Raw genomic sequence first — 17549 nt, 5'->3', positions numbered from 1 at the left:
TAGAAATAATTTATTTATTTAAATGACTTAGATGAATTTTCTTAACCGGATCGTAAGAAATTTCAGTGTCGGAACGCCCTTTGCTCGTTCAAAGAGCGCTTAAGTCGGAGCGTCTTTCAAAGCTATCGATTGCATTTCGAGCCGAACACAAAAGCCGGGATCGAGGTCGAAGAAGAGAACACGGCCGCGATGAAGCTCCGCCGCCTTCTGGACCAGATTTAACCCAAGGCCCGCTCCGGGCGCATTCGCGTTGATGCGGTAGAAGGGCTCGAATACCTGCTCCCGCTCGCAGACCGGGATGCCCGGGCCTTCATCGCAGACTTCGATGGCTCCCATCACGTCGACCCGGATCGTGATCGCACCCTTGCCGCCGGCATGGTCGATTGCATTGCGCAAGAGGTTGACGACCGCCATCTCGATAATCGAGGCCTGCACCGTAAAGACGGCCGCACCGGCGCTTGGCTCGAAATCGAATTCATATCCGGCATCCATCGCAATCGGGGCAAGGTCGGTCGCGATGCGCTCAACAAGTTTGTTGAGATCGCGCGGCTCCGCCGGCAACGCCACCGCACCCACGGCCTGCATCTCCAGCAGCTGATGCGCAACGCGGGTGAGACGATCGATATCGGCCCTGATCTGACGGCTCAGCGCATCATCGGGCAAGAGGTCGGCTCTGGTACGTACGATGGCGATCGGCGTCCTCAGCTCATGCGCCGCATCGGCAAGAAAGCGGTTACGGCGATTATACCCGTCATCAAGCTTCGACAGCGCGACGTTGAAGGCATCCACCAGCGGGATGATTTCAAGGGGAACTTTAGAGCGGTCGATACGCTCGGAACGGTTCTCGAAATCGATGGACTGCGCCTGCTTCACGGTTTCCATCAGCCCGCTCAAAGAGCGGCCAACCGCCCGCGGGGTCACGAGCAGCGTCGCGATGCCCGTCAGGATCAGCATGGGCACGACGGCGATGAGGATGATGAAGCCCAGCGCCGGCAGCACGGTCAGCCAGCGGATGGCACCCTCGGCATCCTTTTCCAGGTCCAGCTGAACGTTGATCCAGATACTCAGACCGTCATTGGGAATTCCTTCCTCCGTCCCGGCGATGAACTGAAGCCGACCTGCGGCTGTATCGCGGTTTTCCACGGTGGCGCGGAGTGTTCCGGCTGCTTCCAGGCGCGCGCGGTCAAAACTCCAGGGAAACACCGCCGACAGGACGGGCGGCGGGACAACCCCGCATTGCAGGACGACATCACTGGCGTCGCGCACGATAAACCAGAGATTCGGATAACGCCGTTTCAGCTCCGACAGCTCCGGCGTCGCCGAAAGTTGCGGCCTGCCCTGTCCGTCCTTCGTCACGCTCTCCGCGACGATGCGCGCAGCCTCTTCATTCGCACCTTCGAGCCGCGGATCGATGATCCATATCCAGCCGATGAGAAGGATAACGAAAAGGACGAGCAGGAACGCCTGCAATGCGAAAAGGCGCTTCATCAGCCCCCATCGCAGGGATCGATTGCGCGCTCTCTTCATGTTTTCAACCGGATGAGATAACCGATGTTCCGCACGGCTCTTATCTCCACCGTGGCCTCGGCCTGCGCCAGCTTCTTCCTGATACGGGAAATGTGGGCATCGAGAGCGTTGGATTCGATCTCGTCGTCGAGCGTATAGACAGCCTCGATCAGGTTCGACCGCGTGACAATGCGGTTAGGCCGCCGCATCAGCGCTTCGAGCACCAGATATTCCCGGCGCCGTAACTCGATGATGCAGCCTGCAATGCTGACTTCATTGCTTCGGGCATCGATGCTCAGATTTCCGAAATGTGCATATTTGTCGGAAAGAGAAGGGCCGCGCCTGTGCAGTGCCCTGAGACGGGCGAGCAGTTCCTCTATCGCAAAGGGCTTGGCAAGATAATCATCCGCGCCGGCATCAAGCCCATCGACACGGTGATCGACACTTCCGAGCGCCGTCAGAACGAGGATCGGCACGGAATGTCTGCTCCGGCGAAGCGAGGCCACCAGGTTCAGCCCCTCGCCATCGGGAAGGCGGCGATCGAGGACCAGCACATCGTAAGACCCATCCCGGGCCAGAGCATCGGCGTCGCTGATGGTGCTGACGTGATCGGCAAGCACATCGCGCCGGCGCAGGGCTTCGAGAAGCGCGCGCGCCATTTCGGGTTCATCCTCAAGAAGCAAGATTCGCAATGACTTTCCCCAAAGATGGATTCTTGCCATCCCCACCACTGGTCGGCGAATGTTGCAGCTACATTGCAGGAGGACGGGCAGACAATTTGTCTTGTACCCCTTGCCGATCATAATCCGAAGGCGTGGCGTGCATTTTAGCGACGCGGAAATCTTCTCTGCGCCTGTCGCGACGGCGGCCCATCAGGTCGATGAACCCGGCCTGTACCCGTGTCTCGCATAAAACCGGTCAAGCTCGCGCTGCTGCGGCATCTCACCGGTATAGATGACGATATAGTCCGCAATCCGCTGCATCCGCACCGCCACGTCTTCCTCGGACTGCATGGAAATGTAACCGATCTGCACGAGATAGGTTGTCCGGGCACGCACATCCGCCGTGTTTTCATTGAGGCCGAACCGCACGAACATGCGGGAAAGCGCCGCCATTCTCATCTCGTCGGCCTTGCGAACCTCCGCAAGAATCTCGTCGGACTGAAGGGCCCAGCTTCGCACGGCGAATTCAAATCGGCTGTCGAACAGCGAGGAATCCAGCCAGCAATCGAAAACATTCAGCATGGCCTCGGCCAGCGTCTCCGCATAGGCTTCCGACTGCCGGACGATGCTTCCGGTATTTTTCTCCCGCCAGCGGGCAACCAGCGCGGCCAGCAATTCCTCCCGGTCCTTGAAGAACCAGTAGAAGCTCGTGCGAGACAGGTTGAGCTTTTTCGCCAAAGGCAGGATTTTGACGGAATCCACGCCCGATTCCAGCAAAGCCTGATAGGCGGCCTCAAGCCACCCCTCCTGCGATCCACGCCAGCCGGTTTCGTTCAATGTCGCTTCCATGACGAGTTCGTAGCAAATTGGTCTCTGCGCGACAAGCCGGATGTACACTCATGTCAAAAGGAAAGACAATTGTGTTTTGTAAATTGACACAAGTGTACATTCGCGCTTAGCCTTGGGACAGAAACCCTTTTGGAGCAGGCCATGTCGAGTGATCCCCTTCTTCAGCCTTACCAGCTAAAACACCTCACGCTGCGCAACCGCATCATCGTCACCTCGCACGAACCCGCCTATCCCGAGGATGGCATGCCGAAGGGACGTTACCGCGCCTACACCGTGGAACGCGCGAAGGGTGGCGTTGCGCTCACGATGACGGCCGGTTCCGCCGCCGTCTCCAGGGACAGCCCGCCCGTCTTCAACAATCTGCTCGCCTACAAGGATGAGATCGTCCCGTGGATCCGGGAAATGACCGACGCCGTGCATGAACAGGGTGCGGCGATCATGATCCAGCTCACGCATCTCGGCCGCCGCACCCGCTGGGACAAGGGCGACTGGCTGCCGATCCTTGCCCCATCCCATCATCGGGAAGCGGCGCATCGGGCTTTTCCGAAGAAGATCGAGGACTGGGATATCGAGCGTATCATCAAGGACTTCGCCGACGCCGCCGAACGCATGAAGGCGGGCGGAATGGACGGGGTGGAACTGGAAGCCTATGGCCATCTCATCGACCAGTTCGTCTCGCCGCTGACAAACGAGCTGGATGACCCCTATGGCGGCCCGCTTGAAAACCGCATGCGCTTCTGTCTTGACGTCTTCAGGGCGATGCGCGAACGCGTGGGCGACGATTTCATTCTCGGTGTCCGCTACACCGCCGACGAATGTCTTGAGGGCGGCACCGGAAAGGCAGAGGGCATCGAAATCGCCAGACGTCTGAAGGACAGCGGCCTGATCGATTATCTCAATGTCATCAGGGGCCATATCGATACCGACCCGGGCCTGACCGACGTCATCCCCATTCAGGGCATGGCCAATGCGCCGCATCTCGATTTCGCCGGTGACATCCGCGCCGCGACCAGCTTCCCGACATTCCACGCCGCCAAGATTCCCGATGTCGCCACCGCCCGCCACGCCATCGCTGCCGGCAAGGTGGACATGGTGGGCATGACCCGCGCCCACATGACCGATCCGCATATCGTGCGCAAGATCATGGAAAAACGCGAGGACGACATTCGCCCCTGCGTGGGCGCCAACTATTGTCTCGACCGGATCTATCAGGGCGGTCTCGCTTTCTGCATCCACAATGCGGCAACGGGCCGTGAAGAAACCATGCCGCACGAGATACCCAAAGCGGCGGAACGCCGGAGGGTGGTGATCGTCGGTGCCGGACCGGCCGGGCTCGAGGCCGCGCGTGTCTGTGCCGAACGCGGCCATGAGGTCGTCGTGTTCGAGGCCGCCAACAATCCCGGCGGCCAGATCCGGCTGACAGCGCAGAGCGAACGCCGCCGTGAGATGATCAGCATCATCGACTGGCGCATGAGCCAGTGCGAGAGGCTGGGCGTCACCTTTCATTTCAACACCTGGGCGGAGGCGGACACGGTTCTTTCGGAAAACCCGGACGTGGTCATCATCGCCACCGGTGGGCTGCCGCATACCGACGTGCTTTCCAGAGGCAACGATCTCGTGGTCTCGGCATGGGATATCATTTCAGGAGACGTCAAGCCGGGAACGAATGTGCTGGTTTTTGACGATGCCGGCGATCACGCGGGCCTGCAGGCGGCCGAATTCCTCGCAAAGGCCGGGGCGAAAGTGGAGATCATGACACCTGACCGCGCCTTCGCCCCGGAAGTCATGGCAATGAACCTCGTTCCCTATATGCGCTCGCTGCAAAAGCGCGATGTGACTTTCACCGTTACCTACCGGCTGGAAGCGGCGGAAAGAAACGGCAACCAGCTTGTGGCCCATGTCGGCAGCGATTATGGCGGCGTGACGAAATCGAGAACCGTCGACCAGATCGTCGTCAACCACGGCACAATCCCGCTCGATGACCTTTATTTCGACCTCAAGCCCGGTTCGAAGAACCTCGGGGAAATCTCCTACGACGCCCTGCTTGCGGGAGCATCCCAAACGGTCGAGCGCAATCCGGAAGGCGCCTACCGGCTCTTCCGGATCGGCGACGCGGTCGCCGCGCGCAATACCCATGCGGCGATCTACGACGCGCTGCGTCTGGCAAAGGACATCTGACCCTGACGCTCCTGACAGACAGAGGCAGACCAAGCTGCCTCTGTCGCAGCAGCAGGAATGCAGGACCGGCGGCTTCAAGCCTGAATCAAGGCGATACCCCGGTTCTTGAACCCCAGCGTCACATCGCTCGCCGCCGGCAGGCTGGTTTCCACGGCGTGGTCGACAATGAAAAGCGTACCGATATCGGTTTCCACCTCATATTCGACGTGCCCGCCGAGATAGGCGCTGTGCAGCACCCGTCCGGCAAGCCCCTGCCCGCCCGGCTGTCCAATGGAAATCGAGCCCGGCCGCACCGCGAGTTTGGCCGGGCCCGGCCGGGCATTGCGGGCTGAAACCCGATGATCGATCCCCCCGACACGGATAAGCGCATCGGCACCCTCAACGCCGATGACCTCGCAACCGACGACATTCGCCTCGCCCATGAAATCGGCGATGAAGGCGGAGGCCGGTGCTTCGTAGAGATCGCGCGGCGCACCCGACTGGGCGATCTCGCCATCCTTCATCACGATGATCCGGTCGGAAACCGCCAGCGCCTCATCCTGATCATGCGTCACATAAACGGCGGTAAAACCGAGCCGCTGCTGCAATTCGCGGATTTCCGTGCGAACCCGGCGGCGAAGGCGGGCATCGAGATTGGAAAGCGGCTCATCGAGCAAGAGCACCTGCGGCTCCAGCACCAGCGCACGGGCGACAGCCACGCGCTGCTGCTGGCCGCCGGAGAGCTCGGCAGGCAGGCGGTGACCCATGCCGGCGAGACCGACGAGCTTCAACCCCTCTTCCGCCTTTTCCCGTGCTTCCGCCTTGCGCAACCCGGAGGACTGCAGGCCATAGGCGACATTGTCGAGCGCCGTCATATGCGGGAAAAGCGCATAGGACTGGAAGACCATCGAGACATCGCGCTCATTGGCCGGCAGCATCGTCACATCCTGATCGCCGATGAGGATGCGGCCGGAGGTCGGGTGTTCGAGACCCGCCAGCATGCGCAGCGTCGTCGTCTTGCCGCAGCCGGAGGGGCCGAGCAGGGTGACCAGCGTTCCGGGTTCGATGGTGAGCGACAGGTCGGGAATGGCGGTGAAAGCACCGAAGGTCTTGCGGACATTCTGAAAGGTGACGGAGCCGGGCTTTACGGAAATCATGCGGTTTTCTCCTGGGCAAGAGGAACGGAGGAAGCGGATGGCAGGCCGGCGACGCGGTTTTCGCGCCGCAGGCGACGCTCGCCGACAATGAGCTGGAAGCCGGTAATGACGGTGATCATCACCACGATCAGCATGGAGGAGTAAGCGATCGCGACCCCATATTCGCCGTTCTCGACGAGGCCGACGATATAGGAGGTCGCCATGTTGTATTCGGCGCTGACGAGGAAGATGACTGCGCTGATGGAGGTGATGGCGCGCACGAAGGAATAGACCAGTGCGGCCGTGATCGCGGGCCTCAAGAGCGGCAGGATGACCTTGCGAATGGTGCGGAAACTATTGGCCCGCAGCGTCAGCGAGGCCTCGTCGAGGCTCTTGTCGAGCTGGCTCATCGCCGCGATGCCGCCGCGCACGCCGACCGGCATGTTACGGAAGACGAAGCAGGCGATCAGGATCAGCGCCGAGCCGGTCATTTCAACCGGCGGCAGGTTGAAGGCCATGATATAGCTCACGCCGATAACCGTGCCGGGAATGGCAAAGCTCATCATCAGCGCGAATTCGAAGAGGTTCCGCCCGGCGAATTTCTGCCGCACGATGATATAGGCGGTCAAAAGGCCGACGGCAGCGGTCAATGGCGCGGAAACCAGCGCGATCTTCATCGTCGTCCAGAACGAGTTCCAGGCAACGCCGGTCCAGGCAATCGACCCATTCGAAAAGCTGACGGAAAAGGCGCGGATGTAGTGGTCGAGGGTCAGGGAATTGTCGAGGCCCCAAGTCTTCACGAAACCGCCCACAAGGATCATGCCATAAACGACGATGGTGAAGACCATCCACGGCACGACGATGGCGTGAACACCAATGGACAGGCCGCGCGGCAGGGCAATATGCGCGCCGCTGTCGCCCTTGCCGGTCACCGTGGCGAAATTCTTGCCGGCCAGCCAGAAACGCTGGGCAAGGAAAGCCGAAAGCGTGAAGCACAGAAGGATGATCGCCAGAACCGCGGCGCGGGAGGGATCATTCTGCGAGCCGACGACGGCAAAGAAGATTTCCGTCGACAAGACGCCGTGGGTGCCGCCAAGGACGAGAGGGTTGCCGAAATCCGCCATGCTCTCGATGAAGCCGATCAGGAAGGCATTGGCGAGACCGGGCTTCATCAGCGGCAGCGACACTCGCCAAAAGGTGCGCCAGCGGTCGGCACGCAACGTCTGCGAGGCTTCTTCCATCGACGGGCTAACGCCTTCAACCACGCCGATCAGCACCAGAAACGAGATGGGAGTGAAGGAAAGCACCTGCGCGATCCAGATGCCGGTCATACCGTAAAGCCAGCGACCCGGTTCAATGCCGAAGAGATAGGAAAGCCATTCGGTGACGACACCGGCACGGCCGAAAAGCAGTGTCAGGGCAAGACCGATGACGAAAGGCGGCGTGATGATCGGCAGAACCGTCAGAAGCCGCAACCCCTTCTTGAAAGGAAAGCGCGTGCGGGTGGCGATCAGCGCAAAGCCGAGGCCGAGCACGGTCGAACCGAAGGCGGTCATCAGGGCCAGAAACAATGTGCGCCAAGCGACGCCGCAACGCTCTTCGCCCACCACGCAGCCAAGGCTCCAGATGCCGGGATCCTTGATATTGCGGATGAAGCCATCGGCATTGAAGGAGCCATCGAAATCCTGAACGGAGGCGACCAGCATGCTGCCGATCGGGTAGAAGACAAAAACCGTAACGAGGAAAACCAGAACGGAAATGGCGCCGACGACGAAGGCGTCGCCTTTCATGACGCCGCGTTCGGCAAGCCCGAAAGCGAAAAGCAGCACGAAGACGAACGACAGGACGACGGCGCCGGCACCCATGGAGGGCTGGCCATCGGCAAGCAGGCCGAAGAGGTTCTCGCTCACCGTCCAGCTCCAGCCGGTAAAACCGATGGCCAGTCCCTGCAAGGCGAGGAAAACGAGACCGGCAGCGCCGATGACGGCAAGCAGCCCGCCGCGCCGCATCGGATCACGCATCGGCCGGACAAGGCATGCGGCAAGGAAAAAGACGACAACACCGACGAGCCATGGTTTTCCATAGGACAATATTTGCAGCACACCGGGCGCATTGCTGGCGGAAGAGAAAAATCCGGACAGCCAGCGGAAGCTGAAAAAGCCGCCTTCGATGCGATACCAGGGGAGAAGAATGAGGGCAAAAGCCCCGAGCGCCAGGACGATGTCCAGCCTGCGATTGCCACGTGTCATGGCCGACCTCGCTTGTTTCATGCCGATGAAAGAGTGGCGGACACCCCGGCTTAAAAAGCCGGGATGCCTGTCGCCGGAGTGAAGATCAGTCGTTCAGATCAGTTGGCGACCGCACCGACCTCGCGGTCCCAGCGCTCCAGCAGCGCCTTGCGCTTGGCCGGGTCGCCATAGGTCTTGAAGTCGTAGTCGATGAGCTTGATGTCCTCGAACTTCGGCGCTTCCTTCGGCACTTCCGCCGTTTTGTTGGAGGGAAGCTGGAAGGACTTGGCATCCTTCATGCGCGACTGCACTTCCGGCTTCAGCGCCCAGTCGTACCAGGTCTTGGCATTGTCGAGGTTGCGGGCACCCTTGATGATCGACATGGAGCCAATCTCGTAACCCGTGCCTTCGCATGGCGCGATTGATTTGACCGGGAAACCTTCCGCCGTCTGCGCCACCGCATCATGCATGAAGACGATGCCGAGCGCCGTTTCGCCACGCGCCGCCGCCTTGACCGGTGCCGAACCGGACTTGGTATATTGCGAGATATTGGCGTTGAGCTTCTTCAGATAGTCGATCGCCTGATCCTCGCCCATGATCTGCACGAGCGACGCCAGCGCCGTATAGGCGGTGCCGGAGGAATTCGGATTGGCGATCTGGATTTCGCCCTTCAGTTCCGGCGCCAGCAGGTCGGCCCAGCACTTCGGCTCCTTGTAACCCTTGGACTTGAAGATTTCGGTGTTGTAGCCCCAGCCCAGCGCGCCTGCATAAACGCCGACCGTCCTGTAACCGGTACTTTCGGCCTGCTTCACGGCCCAGTCCTGCAACTGGTCGAGCATCGGCGACTTGTATTCCAGCGTCAGGTTTTCCGAGGCCGCCTGCATATGCGGATCGCCGGTGCCAGCCCACCAGATATCGGTCTTCGGGTTGCGGGCTTCCGCGCGCACCTTGGCATAGGTCTCGCCCGAAGACAGGCGCACCATATTGACCTTGATGTCGTGCGACTTTTCAAAATCGCCCTTCATCTGTTCGCAGATGACGACGTCGGCCGAGCAGATCAGGTTGAGTTCGCCCGCCGCCTGCGCGGAAACGGCGCTGAGTGCCGTACCGGCAAAAAGCAGGGTGGAAAGTATCGTCAGTCGCATGGTTATCCTCCTGTAGCTTGCGTCTGAATTCTTGGGCAACGCGCGGACATGGCGCCGCCGGTCGCGGCGCCCTGCGGCGCGCACGCTGTCTTTTTGGGATGTCGGTTTTCTGGCCCTTACTGGGTCTGGCTCGGGTGAATTTCGCTGTCGAAGCGGCTCAATAACCGACTTCGCTCTTCCGGCTGTCCGAAGGTGGCGAAGTCGTAATCCACCATCTTGATCATCGATATATCGGGTGCCGTCAGCGGCAATATCGCCCGGGCATTGGAAGGCACCTGGTTCTGGCCCGCCGCAGCCCCGGTCGCCTGCCCTTCCGGGCTCAGCGCAAATTCCACGAAGTCCTGCGCAAGGGCCGTATTGCTGTTGCCCTTGACGATGCTGACAGCCCCGATTTCATAGCCCGTGCCCTCACACGGCGCGACGATCACCAGCGGAAAACCTTCGATCTTCTGCGTCACGGCGTCATGCATGAAGGAAATCCCGATCATGATCTCGCCCCGCGCCGCCGCCTTGACCGGTGCTGCACCAACCTTGGTATAACTCACCACATTCTGGTTGAGCTTCGCCATGAAACCGAAAGCCTCTTCCTCGCCAAACAGCTGCACCAGGGTGGCGAGCATGGTGAAGGCCGTGCCGGAATAGTTCGGATTGCCGGTCAGGATGTGGCCGCGATAGACATCCTTCGCCAGATCCTTCCAGCAGGTCGGCGCCGGCAGATTGTTCTTCGCAAGCAGTTCCGAATTATAGGCAAAACCCAACGCGCCGGCATAGATTCCCGCAGATCGCGATCCCGACATCACGGAGAAGTTCTGCGCCCAGGGCAGCAAATCCTGCTGATGGACGGGCTGGTATTCATCCAGCAACCCTTCCGAGCCGGCCTGCAGATGCGTATCGCCGGTGCCACCCCACCAGACGTCGACAGTCGGATGAGATCGTTCCGCGCGGATCTGGTCGAGGATTTCGCCGGTGCTTCGGCGCACCATCGAAATCTCAAGGCCGCTTTTTACTTCGAAAGCCCGCTGCATGGCCACGCACCAGGCCTCGTCGACGCCGCACAGGACGTTCAACTTCGGCTCGGCCATGCCATGCCCTGCGCCGCACAGCCATAAAGCCATGCTCGCCGCAAGTGCGGTCAATCGTTTCACTTAAAGCCTCCCTGCCTGGAACCTCCCCGTTCCAGTCTCCACCAACAGCATGTCACATCCTGTCCGCACCGCAATCGAAGAATGGTTACCAATCTTTCACTGCACCGCCGAACAAGATGACAGATATTACAATTATGACAGGGAAGATAACCAGCGAGCCTTTGAAGATCGTCGCAGCCGCGCCTATGATGACAGCGGGAGGAATACGCAGTGCTTAATCAGAAGGTTCGCATTCTGATCGTCGAGGACGATCCGGATATGGCTGAGCTCATCTCGGACCTCGTCGAGGCCGAGGGCTGGCTGCCCACCTGCGCCCGCTCCGCCGAGGAGGCGGACGAGATATTGGCGCGCGACAGGATGCAGCTTGTGCTTGTCGATCACAATCTGCCCGGCACATCCGGCCGAACCTTCGCCCAGCGGCTGCGCAGCAAGGTCGATAGTGATATCGGCATCGTCATGGTCACGGCCGCCGGCAGCGCCGCCGACCGGGTTCTCGGCCTGGAAACGGCCGCCGACGATTATGTGGTCAAACCCTTCGAACCCATCGAACTCACGGCGCGAATCAAGGCCGTTTTGCGCCGGACGATCCCTTCGCTGAAACAGGAGAAGGACAGCGAGCGCGATCACGGACGCGGGGCGCTGCGCCTCGGCGATTGGGCGGTCGATCTCGATGCCCGCCGCGCCGTCTGCCTTGCGGATCCAAGCCGCACGCTGACGAGCGCCGAATTCGCGCTTCTGGAAATTCTTGCCGAAACACCCAACCAGCCCGTCAGCCGTTCGCAGATCCTTGACCGGCTGGGTTCGGAAAGCGACCGCTATATCGATCGCAATGTCGATGTGCTGGTGCTGCGGCTCAGGCGCAAGATCGAGATCAACCCCGATCTGCCGCGCCATATCAAGACACGGCGCGGCAAGGGATATGTGCTCCACACCGATGAGGGCGAGCTTTCCCCGTGATCAGCCGCTCCTTCCTGTCCTCCATCGCCTTTCGCCTGCCCTTTGCGATCGTCTTTACCTGCCTCCTCGTCTTCAGCCTGTCCGCCATCGCCATTTATGGCCTGCAGCGCGCCCGCGATGAGATGGCGGCCTATGGCTTGCAGGCCTTTTCCAGTCTCGCCAAGGCATCGCTGGTCTCGCGGCAGGTCTCCGATCTCGTTTCCAGCGCGCCTTTCCTGATGAATGCCGCCTCGCCCTATCGCGTTTCCAGCGAAAGTCGCTCCGTGGTCCAGCAGGTCGACCTGCTGCTTGAGATGACGGAGCCGGGCAGCGGCGAGCGGGCAGCACGCGGCTTTGCGAGCGAGCGCATCGTTGAACTGCTCCAGCTTATCCGGGCCCAAACACTCGATCTGGCAAAGGACGCCGATGCGGCACAGGGCCATAAGGCGGAAGCGGCAGCGGCGCTCGGAGAAATCGCCACCGGTCAGGGCATCCTCGATCCCGAACTGCGCAGGCGAATGAACGGCATCGTGCAGGCCGCATCCGCATCCGACAGCCTTTTCCAGCTTGGCGAACTGCGCCGCCGCTACGTGGCGGAAACCACCGCGCGCCAGCAGGGTTACCCCGGTGAGCGCCTGCCCGTGGCGGAGCTTCAGCCCTATGAGCGGGTCTTCGAAGCCCAGAGCCGCTACCTTCTGGAAATGTTCGCCATCCGCGCCTCGGTCTCCCAGCTTCACACCGTGTCGCGTGATCTTTCCCATGTGACCGAGACCCAGGGCGATGCGGTTGCGCGCAGCCTGAACGAAGACCTGATTTCGACCTCCGATGCTCTCAACCGGCTGCTGATCATTGTCGCCGTCGCCTCGCTTCTGGTTCTCGTCGTCGCGATCTTCTCGATCCGCTCGGTGATGCGTGTCTCGCGCGGAATCGTGACGCTCTCCAACGGCATGAATGCCCTTGCCAAGGGCGAGACGGATGTCGGCCCGCCCTCCTATTCGGGGCCGGAAACGGAATTGATCCGTCTGCTCGATGCATTCCGCGCCTTCCATGACAGCGTCGACCGCGTGTCACGCCTCAGACGCACGGCGGAAGCGGCAGCCCGCACCATCCGCTCGACCTTTCGCACCATGAATGAGGGAATAGCGCTGTTCGATCCGGCCGGCCGGCCCATCACCATGAACCGCCGCATCATCGAACTCGTCGGACGTTCCGGCTCGTCGCGAAAACTGCCGCTTCGCCGGTTCGTCGAACCGATCCCGGAAATCGATCCGGCTCTGCTGCCCTTCGATACGGAGCCGGGGGAATTGCTTGACCGCGCAGTCTTGCGCCATCGCACTGACGATCAGCGGGTAATCGAAGTATCGATCTCACGCCAGCCGGACGGCGGCATCGTGCTGCTCGCCCGCGATGTGACCGCTCTCGATCGCCAGGAAGCGGAGGCCGTCAAAGCCCAGAGGCTTGATGGCATCATGCGCATGACTCACCAGGTCAGCCATGAGGTGGGCAACATGATCGGCATCATCACCGGCAGTCTTGGACTTCTGGAACGGGAAGCCGGTTTCAACGATCGCCAGAACCGGCACATCGCCCGTATCCGCAAGGCGGCGGATCGCGGCCGGTCTCTGGCCAGCAGCATGCTGACCATCGGCAGCCAGCAGCCGATTCATCCAAGCGTCATCAATGTCGCAAGCCTGCTGCGCGGCATGGCCGATATTCTCGAAATCGCCGTTGGTCCCAAATGCCGGATCGCGCTCGATATCGATGACGACCTTCCCTCGATACCGCTCGACCCGGCCCTTTTCGAGCAGTCCATCCTCAATCTCTGCCTCAATGCCGCAGCCGCCATGCCCGATGGCGGCCTGATTTCCATCGAAGCCGCCTTCAGAAAAGAGATGCTTGTGATCGCCGTCACCGACGAGGGCATCGGCATGACGCCGGAGGCCGTGGACAAGGCATTCGAGCCATATTTCACCACCCGGGGCGACCATGGCGGTGCGGGCCTCGGCCTCGCCATGGTCTATGGTTTTGTTCGCCAGAGCGGCGGCGAAGCGCATATCAGCTCCAGGCCCGGCGAAGGAGCCAGGGTGGAACTGACCTTCCCGGCAAATGCCGGCCACACCTAGCGGGCAAGCTGGGCGGATTCGATCGAATCCGCCAGTATCTCCAGCCCGCGGTCGATTTCCGAATCCGATACCGTCAGTGCTGGCGCAATGCGGAAAACGCCGCCCATGCCGGGCAGCTTGACGATATTCATGCTGAGGCCGCGCAGCATCGCTTCCTGCATGATACGCGCGCCAAGTTCGAAACCCGGGGCTTTCGTATGCCGGTCGGCGACGACTTCAAGTCCGAGCAAAAGCCCGCGCCCGCGCACATCTCCAACGCATTCGAACCGCTGCTGCAACGAGAGCAATCCTTCTTTCAAACGATTTCCACGGGCAATCGCCTGTTCCACCAGGCCATCGCGCGCCACCACATCGAGAACCGTCACGCCGACTGCCGCCGGCAGGGGATCGGAAACATGGGTCGTGTAGAATAGAAAACCCCTCTCGAAGGCCTTCTGTTCGACCTCCGCGCTCGTCATCACCGCCGCAAGCGGCAGGCCGGCGCCGAGCGTCTTCGACAGCGTCATGATATCGGGCGTTACGCCATCGCGCTGGAAGGCGAACATGTGTCCGGTCCGGCCGACACCAGTCTGCGCTTCATCGAGGATGAGCAGCATGCCCCGCTCCTCGCACTTTTTCTTTAACGCAGCGAGATAACCGACGGGCAATTCGAGGATACCGCCGCTCGACAGGATCGGTTCGGCAATGAAGGCAGCGAGATTGCCGGTCGACTGGCGGTCGATCAGTTCGAAGGCATCGTCGAGCTCGGCCTGCCAGTCATTCGATCCATCGGGATTCCTGAAGCGAGGGCGATAGGCATTCGGCGCGGGAATAACGAGTGAGCCGGCCGTGGCCGGGCCATAACCCCTGCGACCGGCGCTATAGGTCGCGGATGCCGCAGCCCCGGTCATGCCGTGCCAGCTCTGCGCGAAAGCGACGATCTCATGCCCGCCGGTGACGAGCTTCGCCATGCGGATCGCCGCTTCGTTGGATTCAGCCCCTGTTGTCAGCAATTGCACGCGATCGAGACCCGGCGCGAGCGCCGCCAGCCGCGCCGCGAGCTCAACGACCGGACGGGACAACATGCCGGAGAAGAGATGCGCAACCGATGCCATCTGCCGGTTGACGGTGGCGACGATATCCGGATGGGTATGCCCGAGCAAAGCGCTCATCTGGCCGGAGGTGAAATCGAGAATGGCGCGCCCATCCGCATCGTAAACGAAACTTCCCTCGGCCCGTTCGACGATGATCTCCTCAAAGGCCGGTCCGTAGCGGGTCAGGTGTTTGTTGGCAGCCTCCCAGAAGGCCGGTTCGTCATTGAGCGAGGCGAAGTTCTTCGCAAGATTGTCCATGGCACATTCCCCAAAAGTTTATCTTGCCGAACCATAACAACCCATTGCCACCCCAGTCCAATTGATAGTATTTTACTCCGATATCGATAATTTTGATATCGCCATGCTCGACCTTACGCTGCTGAAGAACTTTATCATTGTCGCTCGTGCGGGCTCCATCAGCGTCGCCGCCACGCAGATCGGGCGCACCCAATCCGCTCTCAGCACACAGATGCAGCGGCTGGAAGATTTGGTCGGCCACACCCTGCTGCAGCGAACGGGTTCTGGAGTGCGCGTAACCGCGGCGGGCGAAAAACTGCTTGCCCATGCCAGCGCCCTGCTTGCCCGGCATGATGAAATCCTTGCCGATATGGGCGAGGCGACGCTGCAGGGAACCGTGAGCCTTGGCTGCCCTGAAGATTACTCCATCGCCTTCCTGCCGGAACTGTTGAGAGGCTTCTTCGGCACTTACCCGAAAGTCGATCTGCGCATGGTCTGTGCGCCGACGACGGAATTGCGGCCCCTCCTGCAGCGCCGCCAGATCGACATGGCGCTGGTTTCGCAATCCGATCCGGATCACCGCGACGTGCTCCGCAGGGAAAGCTTCGTCTGGGTGGCGGACAGACCGGAGCCGGGTCTCATCACCAAGGACGTGCTGCCGCTTGCGCTCTCCGCACCCGTGACGCTGGATCACCGCGCGGCGTGCGACGCCATGGAAACCGCCAATCGCCGCTACCGTGTCGCCTTCGCCAGCAACAGCCTTGCCGGCCTCATCGCAATCGCGCGCTCCGGCCACGCCATCAGCGTTCTGACAAGGACCGCCGTTCCACCCGACCTTCATATCGTCAAAAGCGGACTACCACCCCTGCCGACGATCGGTATTGCCATCGAGTTTGCCGACTCACAGGCGACGTCGGCAGCCAGAACGCTTGGGGAATACATCCGCGCTGTTCTCCCAAATCTTTCGCCTTGAGCGATCCATCGCAAACGTCCTATCCGGCTTTTCCGCGATTACAGGGAGTCGATTTGGGGTATTCGGGTTTTGCCTCGTGGAGTGATTTCCCGAACTCGGAAGCGCAAAAAAGGCCTGCGGAATTTTGGGCGGGAGTTTTGTTTCGTTGGTTTGGGGGGCAGGATTTAATCATTACTTGCGGTCATAGCAACCGCTCCTTGCTTTTCTAAAATCTCTTCATACCGGCAACCGAAACGGCCTATTGTGTACTACAGTGTAGAAGCGGCGATAAATCTCTTTCGAGAGAAAGGAGAATTACCCGCTTGCCGCAGCGCACATTTCACGAAGATGTTCGCAACACTTCAAATCCTAGATTTTGATGCATGTTCAGCGCCGTTCAGCGGAACAGTTCGCAGTAACCACCTCGGAAAGCAACCATCCAATACTGCAAAGAAGGTGGCGCCAAGAGTCCGACTCCGATAAGGCCGATCGCTAATCGATCGGGACAGCCTCCTCAATACTGGGGCGAATGAAACCCCCATCATCGTTCATGATCCATAACTCACCGCTCGCGACATCGAACCATGCGCCACCCAAGACGAGATCGCCCCGGTCGAGGGCCTCTTTGACGAAAAGAAAGGTCTTGAGGTTCGCCAGCGAATTCCGGATCGACACGCGCTCAAGAGCTGTCTGGCGTTCCACCGCCGTCATAAAGTCGCTGCCCCGGATCTGCTCCGCAGCCGGTCGAACGAGTGATATCCACCGCCCGATGAAGTCGCCGGCCGACAAGGGCTGGAGAAGAGGGTCGAGGGCCGCTTTAACTCCGCCGCAATTGCCGTGCCCCATAACGATGATGTTGCGGATATTCAGGACCTGAACTGCATATTCCAACGCAGCCGAGGTTCCGTGCAAGTGCGTGTCCGGCTCGCAGGGCGGCACCATATTCGCTATGTTTCGAACCACGAAAAGCTCTCCCGGCCCGCAATCGAAGATTGTCTCGGGCGCCACGCGGGAATCGCAACAGGCAATTACAAGCGTATGGGGCTTTTGGCCGACCTCGGCTAAACTCCGATATCGTTCGCGCTCTTCACTGTAACGTCCACCCATAAAGCTGCGATAGCCCGCAAGAAGCGCAGGCGAAAATGCCGTCATGACGATCCCCTTATCTTTCGCGTGCCTGTTCCACGGCGTTTACGCTCCAAGCACTATTCGAATTCAAGAATGGTCTCGCCAACGCCGAGACTTGCTCCGGGCCGCGCGGTGACGGATTTGACGACCCCGCGCTTTTCCGCTTTCAAGACTGTCTCCATCTTCATGGCCTCGACGGTCGCCAGCGCCTGCCCGGCCTCCACCTCGTCGCCCTCGCCGACCGAGATGCCGGTAATGACGCCGGGCATAGG

Annotated in this window: 14 protein-coding genes; 4 read left to right on the top strand and 10 right to left on the bottom strand. The window is 60.6% G+C overall.

Features of this window, described 5'->3' with window-relative positions; all coding sequences use genetic code 11:
* Positions 1-99: 99 nt before the first annotated feature.
* The 3 genes from ACIQUH_RS23725 to ACIQUH_RS23715 all read right to left on the bottom strand — a co-directional run bounded on the left by ACIQUH_RS23725 (position 100) and on the right by ACIQUH_RS23715 (position 3017).
* Positions 100-1488, bottom strand: a complete 1389-nt coding sequence (locus tag ACIQUH_RS23725; protein WP_400819703.1) for a sensor histidine kinase — start codon at positions 1486-1488, stop codon at positions 100-102.
* A 35-nt stretch (positions 1489-1523) separates the two neighbouring features.
* Entirely contained in the window at positions 1524-2198 is a 675-nt protein-coding gene (locus ACIQUH_RS23720; RefSeq protein WP_400819701.1) for a response regulator transcription factor, read from the bottom strand.
* 180 nt (positions 2199-2378) lie between these two features.
* Positions 2379-3017, bottom strand: coding sequence for a TetR/AcrR family transcriptional regulator (locus tag ACIQUH_RS23715; RefSeq protein WP_400819699.1), 639 nt, complete (start codon positions 3015-3017; stop codon positions 2379-2381).
* Positions 3018-3158: 141 nt separating this feature from the next.
* Between ACIQUH_RS23715 and ACIQUH_RS23710 the strand changes: the two genes are divergently transcribed.
* A complete protein-coding gene (locus ACIQUH_RS23710; protein WP_400819697.1) occupies positions 3159-5195 on the top strand; it encodes an FAD-dependent oxidoreductase in 2037 nt (678 codons plus the stop codon).
* Between the two features lie 74 nt (positions 5196-5269).
* On the opposite strand, the gene ACIQUH_RS23705 is transcribed toward ACIQUH_RS23710, so the two are convergent.
* The 4 genes from ACIQUH_RS23705 to ACIQUH_RS23690 all read right to left on the bottom strand — a co-directional run bounded on the left by ACIQUH_RS23705 (position 5270) and on the right by ACIQUH_RS23690 (position 10798).
* Entirely contained in the window at positions 5270-6331 is a 1062-nt protein-coding gene (locus ACIQUH_RS23705) for an ABC transporter ATP-binding protein (RefSeq protein WP_400819695.1), read from the bottom strand.
* Entirely contained in the window at positions 6328-8559 is a 2232-nt protein-coding gene (locus tag ACIQUH_RS23700; RefSeq protein WP_400819692.1) for an ABC transporter permease, read from the bottom strand. The genes ACIQUH_RS23705 and ACIQUH_RS23700 overlap by 4 nt, the downstream gene beginning before the upstream one ends.
* Before the next feature lie 98 nt (positions 8560-8657).
* Entirely contained in the window at positions 8658-9683 is a 1026-nt protein-coding gene (locus ACIQUH_RS23695; RefSeq protein ID WP_003503939.1) for an ABC transporter substrate-binding protein, read from the bottom strand.
* 116 nt (positions 9684-9799) lie between these two features.
* Positions 9800-10798, bottom strand: a complete 999-nt coding sequence (locus ACIQUH_RS23690; protein ID WP_400819850.1) for an ABC transporter substrate-binding protein — start codon at positions 10796-10798, stop codon at positions 9800-9802.
* Positions 10799-11038: 240 nt separating this feature from the next.
* Here ACIQUH_RS23690 and ACIQUH_RS23685 point away from each other — a divergent pair, with 240 nt between their 5' ends.
* Complete coding sequence (locus tag ACIQUH_RS23685; protein ID WP_400819688.1) at positions 11039-11785, top strand: response regulator transcription factor; 747 nt, start codon at positions 11039-11041, stop codon at positions 11783-11785.
* Entirely contained in the window at positions 11782-13887 is a 2106-nt protein-coding gene (locus ACIQUH_RS23680; RefSeq protein ID WP_400819685.1) for a sensor histidine kinase, read from the top strand. The genes ACIQUH_RS23685 and ACIQUH_RS23680 overlap by 4 nt, the downstream gene beginning before the upstream one ends.
* Here the strand turns inward: ACIQUH_RS23680 and ACIQUH_RS23675 are convergent.
* Entirely contained in the window at positions 13884-15218 is a 1335-nt protein-coding gene (locus ACIQUH_RS23675; RefSeq protein ID WP_400819682.1) for an aspartate aminotransferase family protein, read from the bottom strand. The two genes, ACIQUH_RS23680 and ACIQUH_RS23675, sit on opposite strands and share 4 nt — an antisense overlap.
* A gap of 103 nt (positions 15219-15321) precedes the next feature.
* Here ACIQUH_RS23675 and ACIQUH_RS23670 point away from each other — a divergent pair, with 103 nt between their 5' ends.
* Complete coding sequence (locus ACIQUH_RS23670) at positions 15322-16170, top strand: LysR family transcriptional regulator (protein ID WP_400819679.1); 849 nt, start codon at positions 15322-15324, stop codon at positions 16168-16170.
* 471 nt (positions 16171-16641) lie between these two features.
* On the opposite strand, the gene ACIQUH_RS23665 is transcribed toward ACIQUH_RS23670, so the two are convergent.
* Both ACIQUH_RS23665 and ACIQUH_RS23660 read right to left on the bottom strand, forming a co-directional pair.
* The gene (locus ACIQUH_RS23665) at positions 16642-17301 is read right to left on the bottom strand and encodes a carbonic anhydrase (RefSeq protein WP_400819676.1); all 660 of its coding nucleotides are present in this window, start codon (positions 17299-17301) and stop codon (positions 16642-16644) included.
* Positions 17302-17354: 53 nt separating this feature from the next.
* Positions 17355-17549 (bottom strand): biotin/lipoyl-containing protein (locus ACIQUH_RS23660; RefSeq protein ID WP_400819673.1); only part of this gene is annotated, 195 nt, incomplete at its 5' end.

This window comes from Agrobacterium sp. NPDC090283, assembly GCF_044769685.1.
In the GTDB taxonomy this organism is placed as follows: domain Bacteria; phylum Pseudomonadota; class Alphaproteobacteria; order Rhizobiales; family Rhizobiaceae; genus Agrobacterium.
Note: the sequence above shows the minus strand (reverse complement) of the source record. Positions and strands in the feature narration are given on the sequence as shown.

Coding starts and splice junctions, on each gene's coding strand:
- ACIQUH_RS23725 (WP_400819703.1), bottom strand. CDS start 1,488: ATGAAGCGCCTTTTCGCATTGCAGGCGTTCCTGCTCGTCCTTTTCGTT.
- ACIQUH_RS23715 (WP_400819699.1), bottom strand. CDS start 3,017: ATGGAAGCGACATTGAACGAAACCGGCTGGCGTGGATCGCAGGAGGGG.
- ACIQUH_RS23710 (WP_400819697.1), top strand. CDS start 3,159: ATGTCGAGTGATCCCCTTCTTCAGCCTTACCAGCTAAAACACCTCACG.
- ACIQUH_RS23705 (WP_400819695.1), bottom strand. CDS start 6,331: ATGATTTCCGTAAAGCCCGGCTCCGTCACCTTTCAGAATGTCCGCAAG.
- ACIQUH_RS23700 (WP_400819692.1), bottom strand. CDS start 8,559: ATGACACGTGGCAATCGCAGGCTGGACATCGTCCTGGCGCTCGGGGCT.
- ACIQUH_RS23695 (WP_003503939.1), bottom strand. CDS start 9,683: ATGCGACTGACGATACTTTCCACCCTGCTTTTTGCCGGTACGGCACTC.
- ACIQUH_RS23690 (WP_400819850.1), bottom strand. CDS start 10,798: ATGGCTTTATGGCTGTGCGGCGCAGGGCATGGCATGGCCGAGCCGAAG.
- ACIQUH_RS23675 (WP_400819682.1), bottom strand. CDS start 15,218: ATGGACAATCTTGCGAAGAACTTCGCCTCGCTCAATGACGAACCGGCC.
- ACIQUH_RS23670 (WP_400819679.1), top strand. CDS start 15,322: ATGCTCGACCTTACGCTGCTGAAGAACTTTATCATTGTCGCTCGTGCG.
- ACIQUH_RS23665 (WP_400819676.1), bottom strand. CDS start 17,301: ATGACGGCATTTTCGCCTGCGCTTCTTGCGGGCTATCGCAGCTTTATG.